This is a genomic window from Ramlibacter sp., from assembly GCF_035554825.1.
Classification (GTDB): Bacteria; Pseudomonadota; Gammaproteobacteria; order Burkholderiales; family Burkholderiaceae_C; genus Ramlibacter.
Genome location: NZ_DATMHS010000097.1, coordinates 1 through 5375, shown reverse-complemented (window position 1 = coordinate 5375; position 5375 = coordinate 1). Strand labels below are relative to the sequence as shown.

At 70.2% G+C, this 5375-nt stretch carries 6 protein-coding genes; 1 reads left to right on the top strand and 5 read right to left on the bottom strand.

Annotation, left to right across the window (positions count from 1 at the left end):
• Positions 1 to 298 precede the first annotated feature (298 nt).
• Positions 299 to 703: a group II truncated hemoglobin gene (locus tag VNT59_RS11930; RefSeq protein ID WP_325498631.1), complete on the top strand. Its 405-nt coding sequence runs from the start codon at positions 299 to 301 to the stop codon at positions 701 to 703.
• 66 nt (positions 704 to 769) lie between these two features.
• On the opposite strand, the gene ccmI is transcribed toward VNT59_RS11930, so the two are convergent.
• From ccmI to ccmE, 5 genes are read right to left on the bottom strand one after another with little or no spacing between them, the layout of a single operon-like run.
• On the bottom strand, positions 770 to 1975 hold the full coding sequence (gene ccmI / locus VNT59_RS11925) for a c-type cytochrome biogenesis protein CcmI (RefSeq protein ID WP_325498630.1): 1206 nt from the start codon (positions 1973 to 1975) through the stop codon (positions 770 to 772).
• A complete protein-coding gene (locus tag VNT59_RS11920) occupies positions 1972 to 2436 on the bottom strand; it encodes a cytochrome c-type biogenesis protein (RefSeq protein ID WP_325498629.1) in 465 nt (154 codons plus the stop codon). Before VNT59_RS11920 ends, ccmI begins: the two co-directional genes overlap by 4 nt.
• Positions 2433 to 2966: a DsbE family thiol:disulfide interchange protein gene (locus VNT59_RS11915; protein WP_325498628.1), complete on the bottom strand. Its 534-nt coding sequence runs from the start codon at positions 2964 to 2966 to the stop codon at positions 2433 to 2435. The genes VNT59_RS11920 and VNT59_RS11915 overlap by 4 nt, the downstream gene beginning before the upstream one ends.
• Positions 2963 to 4909: a heme lyase CcmF/NrfE family subunit gene (locus VNT59_RS11910; protein WP_325498627.1), complete on the bottom strand. Its 1947-nt coding sequence runs from the start codon at positions 4907 to 4909 to the stop codon at positions 2963 to 2965. The genes VNT59_RS11915 and VNT59_RS11910 overlap by 4 nt, the downstream gene beginning before the upstream one ends.
• Positions 4906 to 5373 carry a cytochrome c maturation protein CcmE gene (ccmE, locus tag VNT59_RS11905; RefSeq protein ID WP_325498626.1) on the bottom strand — a complete coding sequence of 156 codons (468 nt, stop codon included), beginning with the start codon at positions 5371 to 5373 and terminating at the stop codon, positions 4906 to 4908. Before ccmE ends, VNT59_RS11910 begins: the two co-directional genes overlap by 4 nt.
• Positions 5374 to 5375: the final 2 nt, after the last annotated feature.

The following is a 5375-nucleotide window of genomic DNA, read 5'->3' as shown; positions in this document are numbered from 1 at the left end:
TGGGGCCTCGCGAAATACGCCTTCGGCTTCGACTGGACGGCCTCGCCCTGGGTCGCGCTGGGCGGCGCGCTCGCCGGCGCGGTGCTGGCGCTCGGCGCCGGCTGGTGGGGCCTGCGCGAGGTGCTCACCCGGCCGGTGGTGGAGACGCTGCGCCGGGCCCCGCAATAGCGCCCGCACCGGCGCGCCGGCTGCCCCGCCAAGCGCGGCACACGGCGGACGAGCGCCGCCAGCCGGGTGCCGGCGGCCCGGAATGGGCCATCGCGGGCCAGGGTTGGGGTCCGTTCGCGAGAATCGTTCCATGGACTCCGCCCACGACAGCCGCGAAGCGACGCCGTTCGACCAGATCGGCGGCGAGCAGAAGGTGCTGGCGCTCGTCGAGCGCTTCTACGACCTCATGGAACTGGAGCCGCGCTTTGGCGCGGTGCGCGCGACCCACGGCACCGAGCTGGCGCGGGCGCGGCAGAACCTGTTCTGGTTCCTCTGCGGCTGGCTCGGCGGGCCGCAGCACTACGTCGAGCGCTTCGGCCATCCGCGGCTGCGCATGCGGCACATGCCGTTCGCGATCGGGATCCGCGAACGCGACGAATGGCTCGCCTGCATGGACCAGGCGCTGGCGGACACCGCCGTCGACGAGACGCTGCGGCGGCGCCTGAGCGCCAGCTTCTTCCAGACGGCGGACTGGATGCGCAACAGGGGTGGCTGACGCGGGCGCGAAAAAAAAAGGCCGGACACGAGGTCCGGCCGAGGGGTTTCCGTCCCGCAAATTGGCCTACTGGACCACCTTCCCGACGCGCAGGGCGACGCCGTTGGCGCCCAGCTTCACGGTCTGGGCCTGCGACAGCAGGTCGCCGGGCTCGGGCTTGGCCAGCCCGGTCTTGGAGATCCGGGCCTCGACTTCGATCTCGGTCACCGAGGACAGCTTCGAGTTCGGGTCCATCGACATCGAGTCGTCGAGCGTGAACTGCAGCGGCAGCTCGGACGCGCTCTTGCGCAGCACGGCCAGCGGCATGCGCGTGCCGGGGCGGCGCGCGATGACCATCACGATGGCATCGGGGCCGGCCTGGGCCTTGAGCGCCGGGTCGAGTTCCACCACGCCCTTGACGCTCGCGCCGGCCGCGGCCATCGCGGGCGCCTTGGCCGGCATGCCGCCCTTGCTGCGCGCGTCGGCGATCGCGCCTTCCAGCATGCGCGCGTCATCCGTGCCCGGCGGCATCATCGCGATCAGCTTTTCCCAGGTGGCGACCGCCTGCTTGTAGTTCTTCACCTCGAAGTCGGCGGTGCCCGCCAGCCACAGGGCCATCGGGTTGTTCGGATCGGCCTTCAGCGCCTTCTGGATCAGCTGGGTCGGCTTGCCCACCAGCGTGCCGCCGGCGTTGGTGGCCACCACGTCCGCGTAGCTCGCCAGCGCCTGGGCGTCGTCGTCGATGAACGAACCGGCCCGCTCGAACGCCTTCTGCGCCTCGACCGGCCGCCCCATCGCCTTGTACGAGCGCGCCAGCATCGACCAGCCCTTGTAGTTGGTCGGTTCCCTTTCCAGCTTCTCGGCCAGGGCGGTCACCATCTTCTCGAATTCCTGCGCGTTGGCGATGTCGCCGTGGCCGGCCGGCAGCCCCTGCATGGCGGCGGGGTTGCCGATCAGCAGGTACAGCGCGCCGGCGACCAGGGGCACGGCGAACGCGATGCCGATCATGGTCTTGCGCGGCGCGCCGACGGTGGCGGCGCGCTCTTCGGTGCGGTGGTCCTCCAGCACCCGGCGCTGCAGTTCCGCCTTGGCCTGGGCGTAGTCGGCTTGCCGCAGCGTGCCTTCGGCGAGGTCCTGTTCCAGCTTGGCGAACTGGTCGCGGTAGATCGCGGCATTGAGCTGCGCGCGCGAGGTCTCGGCGGCGCTGCCGAAGCGCTGGCCGAAGAACGGGCGCAGCAGCAGCACCAGCACGACGAGGACCGTGGCCGCCGCAGCCACGATGAATGCGGTCATTTCGCTTCCTCCTTCAGCAGCGCGTCGGCGCGCCGCGCTTCCTCTTCGGTCAGTGCCTGCTCGGCGTCGACGGCGCGGTTGCGCCGGCGCACGTAGACCAGCAGCACGACCACGGCCACGATCATCAGGATGAAGGGGCCGGCCCACAGCAGGTAGGTCGTGGGGCTCACGCGCGGCCGGTACAGCACGAAGTCGCCGTAGCGGCTCACCATGAAGTCGCGGATCTCGGCGTCGGTCTTGCCCTGCTTGATCAGCGTGCGCAGTTCGCGCCGCAGGTCCTGGGCCAGGTCCGAGCGCGAGGCGGCCAGCGATTCGTTCTGGCAGACCAGGCAGCGCATCTCCTCGGAGATGGCGAGCATGCGCTGTTCCACCACCGGGTCCTCGGCCAGGGGCGCTGCCTCCTTGGCCGTCGCCGCGCCCAGCGCGAGCGCCAGCAGCAGCAGTGCGATGAGGCGTTTCATGTTTCCTTCTTCAGCTGCTCGAGCAGCGGCAGGATGGTCTTCTGGAGCGCTTCGGGCGTGATCGGGCCGATCTGCTTGAAGCGGATGACCCCCTTCTTGTCGATGACGAAGGTCTCGGGCACGCCGTACACGCCGTAATCGATGCCGACACGGCCGTCGCCGTCGAAGGCGGCAAGGTCGTACGGGTCGCCGTTTTGCGACAGGAACTTGAGCGCGTCCGGCCGCTTGTCCTTGTAGTCCAGGCCGACCAGGGGCGCCACCTGCGACCGCTGCATCTCCATCAGCAGCGGGTGCTCCACCTTGCAGGCGACGCACCAGGAGGCGAACACGTTGAGCATCCAGACCTTGCCCTTCATCTCCTCGGGCGAGAAGGTCTTGTCCGCCAGCACCACCTGCGGCACCTTGAACATCGGCGCGGCCTTGTTCACCAAGGGCGACGGCACTTCGCGCGGGTCCTTGCGCAGCCCGACGGCCAGAAAGCCGACCAGCACGAAGAACAGCGCGAGCGGAACCAGGAAGCGTGCTTTCATGCAGCGGCCCTCACCGTCGCGGCGTTCGCGGCCGCGGCCTTGACCTTGATGCGGTAGCGGCGGTCGGCGATCGCCAGCGCGCCGCCCAGCGCCATCAGCAGGCAGCCGCCCCAGATCCAGTCGACGAACGGCTTGAAGTAGACGCGAATCGCCCACGCCTTGCCCTCCAGCGGCTCGCCCAGCGAGACGTAGACGTCGCGCGTGAACCCGGCGTCGATCGCCGCCTCGGTCATCGGCATCGAGGACGAGGCGTAGTTGCGCTTCTCGGGGAACAGCGTGGTGACGTCCTTGCCGGCCCGGCTCACCTGGAATTCGCCGCGGGCGGCCTGGTAGTTCGGGCCCTGCACCGTGCGCACGCCCAGGAACTTGAATTCGTAGCCGCCGACGCTGGTGACGTCGCCCGGCTCCATGCGCACGTCCTTCTCCTGCTGGTAGCCGCCCACCAGCGTCACGCCCAGCACGAACACCGCCACGCCGAAGTGGGCGAGGTGCATGCCCCAGAACGAGACCGGCGGCATGCCCGATTTCAGTCGCCGGGCGACCTGCGCCACGGTGGAGGCGGCCGCCCAGGCCGCGAGCGCCGTGCCCAGGACCGTGAGCAGCGTCCAGCCGCCGGCGAGCCAGGGCACCAGGATTCCCGCCGCCACCGCCACGCCGGCCGGAATCGCCAGCTTGCGGGCCATGTCGCCCAGGTCGGCATTCTTCCAGCGGGCGAGCGGCACGGCCGCCATCAGCAGCAGCACCGGCGCCATCACCGGCACGAAGACCGCGTTGAAGTAGGGCGGGCCGACCGAGATCTTGCCCAGGCCGAGCGCATCGACCAGCAGCGGGTACAGCGTGCCGAGCAGCACGGAGCCGGCGGCGACCACCAGCAGCACGTTGCCCACCAGCAGCAGCGATTCGCGCGAGATCACGCCGAACGCGCCGCCCAGGCCCACCTTCGGGGCACGCCAGGCGAACAGCGTCAGCGAGGTGCCGATCACGAGCGCCAGCAGGATCAGGATGAAGATGCCGCGCTTGGGATCGGTCGCGAACGCATGCACCGAGGTCAGCACGCCCGAGCGCACCAGGAAGGTCCCCAGCAGCGAGAGCGAGAAGGCGCCGATCGCCAGCAGCACGGTCCAGTTGCGGAAGCTGCCGCGCTTTTCGGTCACGGCCAGCGAGTGCAGCAGCGCCGTCCCGATCAGCCAGGGCATGAAGGAGGCGTTTTCCACCGGGTCCCAGAACCACCAGCCGCCCCAGCCGAGTTCGTAGTACGCCCACCAGGAGCCCAGCGCGATGCCCAGCGTCAGGAAGATCCAGGCGGTGGTCGTCCACGGGCGCGACCAGCGCGCCCAGGCGGCGTCCAGGCGGCCGGAGAGCAGGGCGGCGATGGCAAAGGCGAAGGCGACCGAGAAGCCGACGTAGCCCATGTACAGCAGCGGCGGGTGGAAGATCAGCCCCGGGTCCTGCAGCAGCGGATTGAGGTCACGGCCCTCGTCGGCGGCCGGCACCAGGCGGTCGAACGGGTTGGACGTCAGCAGCACGAACAGCAGCAGGCCGGTGGCAACGAGGCCCAGCACGCCGAGCACGCGCGCCACCATCGCCTCGTCGAGCGTCTTCGAGCGCTGCGCGACGGCGAAGGTCCAGCCGGCCAGCATGAACAGCCACAGCAGCAGCGAGCCTTCGTGGCCGCCCCACACGGCTGCCAGCCGGTAGCCGGCCGGCAGCAGCGAGTTGGAGTGGCCGGCGACGTAGGCGACGCTGAAGTCGTTGACGTAGAAGCTCCACGCCAGCGCCGCCATCGAGCCGGAGATCAGCAGGAACATCACCTGCGCCGCCGGGCGGGCGAGCGCCAGCCACTCGCGGCGGCCCTGGTGCGCGCCGAGCAGGGGCAGCGTGCCCAGCAGCAGCGCCACGCAGGCGGAGAGGATCAGGGCGAAGTGCCCGAGTTCGGGGATCATGGCTTGGACGCTCCGTCGGCGGCGGTCTGCTGGGCGGCGCCTTGCGCGCGCTTGGCCTGGTCGACGGCGTGCTGGGCCGCCGGCGGCATGTAGTTCTCATCGTGCTTGGCCAGCACCTCGGTCGCGGCGAACTGGCCGTCCGGCCCGATCCTGCCCTGCACCACGGCGCCCTTGCCCTCCTTGAACAGGTCGGGAAGGATGCCGGTGTAGGAGACCGGGATCTCCTTGACGGTGTCGGTCACCACGAAGTGCACCGTCAGGTTGTCGCGCCGCAGCGAGCCGTCCTTGACCATCCCGCCGATGCGGAAGGCCGAGTTCTGCGGCGCCTTGCCGGCCGCCACCTCGCTGGGGGTCACGTAGAGGGCGATGTTGCTGTTGAGCGCGTTCAGCACCAGCGCGGCGGCGATGCTGACCACCACCAGACCGCCGGCGACGATGGCGCCACGTCTTTTCCAGGCCTTCATGG

What these genes read in the sequence shown, in the direction of transcription:
- VNT59_RS11930 (WP_325498631.1), top strand. Translation starts at nt 299, where the DNA reads ATGGACTCCGCCCACGACAGCCGCGAAGCGACGCCGTTCGACCAGATC.
- ccmI (WP_325498630.1), bottom strand. Translation starts at nt 1,975, where the DNA reads ATGACCGCATTCATCGTGGCTGCGGCGGCCACGGTCCTCGTCGTGCTG.
- VNT59_RS11920 (WP_325498629.1), bottom strand. Translation starts at nt 2,436, where the DNA reads ATGAAACGCCTCATCGCACTGCTGCTGCTGGCGCTCGCGCTGGGCGCG.
- VNT59_RS11915 (WP_325498628.1), bottom strand. Translation starts at nt 2,966, where the DNA reads ATGAAAGCACGCTTCCTGGTTCCGCTCGCGCTGTTCTTCGTGCTGGTC.
- VNT59_RS11910 (WP_325498627.1), bottom strand. Translation starts at nt 4,909, where the DNA reads ATGATCCCCGAACTCGGGCACTTCGCCCTGATCCTCTCCGCCTGCGTG.
- ccmE (WP_325498626.1), bottom strand. Translation starts at nt 5,373, where the DNA reads ATGAAGGCCTGGAAAAGACGTGGCGCCATCGTCGCCGGCGGTCTGGTG.